The organism is Salinivibrio sp. MA427, from assembly GCF_001996115.1.
In the GTDB taxonomy this organism is placed as follows: Bacteria; Pseudomonadota; Gammaproteobacteria; order Enterobacterales; family Vibrionaceae; genus Salinivibrio; species Salinivibrio costicola.
In genome coordinates this window covers 1-2,277 of sequence record NZ_MUFH01000350.1, presented here as the reverse complement: position 1 = coordinate 2,277, position 2,277 = coordinate 1, and the positions used below count along the sequence as shown (strand labels likewise).

Genomic DNA, 2,277 nt, shown 5'->3' with positions numbered 1-2,277 from the left:
TAATGGAGCAGACCCAAAACGGCGGTAATACAGGCCACCATGGTAGTGATAGCAAAGTCAGTGCCGCGGTTATCGTAAAGGTTAGCTTCATCGCGTAATTTCCAGGTAATGTAAACAGGTATGCCCAAGAAGTTTTTTCAACGCTATATGCCAAAGCGGGAGGCGTTGCGCGACAATAAGGCGCTACGCGTATTTGGTAGCCTGTTGCAGGATCCCAATCTGTGGTGCCTTAACCGGCGCTCGGCATCAGGGGCCTTTGCGGTGGGGCTGTTTATGGCATTTGTCCCGCTTCCTAGCCAAATGATCATGGCCGCTGGCCTGGCCATTATGTTCGGCGTGAATCTGCCACTGGCCGTGGCTTTGGTGTGGGTAAGCAATCCAATCACCATGCCGGTGATGTTTTATCTCGCTTACAAACTCGGGACCTGGATGCTGAATACGGCACCTATCCCCTTTCACTTTGAGCTTTCATGGCATTACCTTGCCGAGCAAATGAGCCATATTGGCCCACCTTTTTTATTAGGGTGTATCACTAGCGGGCTCGTCTTCGCGGTGATTGGTTATTTCAGTGTGCGCGGTATTTGGCGCTACTCGGTGGTGAGAAGCTGGCAAAAGCGCAAACTTCGCTTGCCTAAGAAAATCAAACAAGTACTCCCAAAGCCGACCAAACCGTCATCTTAGTGCGCACGTAGCATAGCGCTCGGTGCATCTTGCGCAAGAGTGAGCCCGAGAAGGTGCGAGTGAGATGGAATAGCTGTTGGTCGTTATACAATCGTTAACACCCTTGAGCGAGACAGATCAAAAAGAGCCCGTCGTAACGGGCTCTTTTTGTCGCTGTCTTTTATGCAGGCTATCTTGTATCAAGGCTATTTTGTATTAAAGCTATCTAGTTTTAGAGCTATCTGGTATTAAAGCTATCTGGTATTCACGCTATTTGGCACTGAGCACTGCAGCGGGTTGAAGCTGGCAAGCACGACGTGCTGGGTACCAAGCCGCCAGCAAGCTCAGAAGTATCGCCGTGATACTAACAAGTACTACGTCTGTGGCATGTAACTCACTGGGGAGAAAGTTGACAAAATACACATCACCTGACAAAAAACGATGCCCGACCCAAGCCTCAATCTGAGACAAGATCGTGGTGAGATGACTGGCAATCGCCACGCCCAACACACTGCCAATGGCGCTGCCTAACGCCCCAGAGAACAATCCGTACCAGATAAATATGCGTCGAATCAGGCGATCATTCGCGCCCATTGTGCGTAAAATCGCAATGTCCGCAGCTCTATCTTTTACCGACATCATCAAGGTTGACACCACATTRAAACACGCCACGCCAATCACCAGCACCATCACCAAATACATAATGGCTCTGACCAACTGGATATCGCGATATAAATACCCGAAATCGCCCGTCCAATCTTTTAAGTACACATAAGTAGATAAGATTTGCCCTACTTCTTGTACGATTTTTCGCGCGTCGAGTACCGGCGAAACCTTAAGCGAGACGCCGGTCACCGCCTCATCCATTCCCATCAGAGCTTGGGCATCTTGGAGACGCATTAATGCCAGCGAATGGTCGATTTGTCCGCCTAACTGCAACAGGCCAGCAACCTGCATTCGCACCCGCTTCGGTGCCCGTAGGTTAAGGCTACTGTCTGTCGCCGGCACCATGACCGTGATCCAGTCACCCTTGCTAACACCGAGCTGAGAAGCAATGCCTTGCCCTAAGACAAGACGAGATTGCCCCGCTGGCAAGCTTTCCCATCCACCATCGATATAATCACCAATCCGGCTAACCGTGCGCTCTGAGGTGGGATCCACCGCGCGAATTTGTGCGGGCTGTAAGCGAGTGCCATGTTCCATCAATGCCGTAAGCTCGACATAAGGCGCCGCCGCTTCCACCTGTGGGTGCCGTTCACTTTGCGCTTGCACCTGTTGCCAGTTTTCAATCGGACCATTGACCCCAAACACCTGTCCATGAGGCACCACTGACAGCACGCGTTGATTCAACTCTCGCTCAAACCCGTTCATGGCCGATAAACCCACAATGATCACCATGACGCCCACCGCGATACCAATGACCGAGGAAAGAGAAATAAAGGAGACCAAGCGATTTCGCTGCCGAGCACGACTAAAGCGCCGGCCTATCGCCAAGGATAACGGTTTCATGATGCCTCCTGCACAACCAAGTGGCCATCTTGCATCATCACTTGGCGATCCAGTTTTGCTGCCAGCTCACTATCATGAGTGACCACTAAAAACGCCGTGCCATGTTTC

Annotated in this window: 2 protein-coding genes and 1 pseudogene; 1 reads left to right on the top strand and 2 read right to left on the bottom strand. The window is 51.3% G+C overall.

Features of this window, described 5'->3' with window-relative positions:
- Positions 1-120: 120 nt before the first annotated feature.
- On the top strand, positions 121-681 hold the full coding sequence (locus BZG79_RS14350; protein ID WP_021022813.1) for a DUF2062 domain-containing protein: 561 nt from the start codon (positions 121-123) through the stop codon (positions 679-681).
- Between the two features lie 249 nt (positions 682-930).
- Here the strand turns inward: BZG79_RS14350 and lolE are convergent, their stop codons facing one another.
- Positions 931-2,172: a lipoprotein-releasing ABC transporter permease subunit LolE gene (gene lolE, locus BZG79_RS14345; protein WP_077774740.1), complete on the bottom strand. Its 1,242-nt coding sequence runs from the start codon at positions 2,170-2,172 to the stop codon at positions 931-933.
- Positions 2,166-2,277, bottom strand: a pseudogene (locus BZG79_RS16800) (lipoprotein-releasing system ATP-binding protein LolD); the annotation flags it as partial. The pseudogene BZG79_RS16800 and the gene lolE, both read right to left, overlap by 7 nt.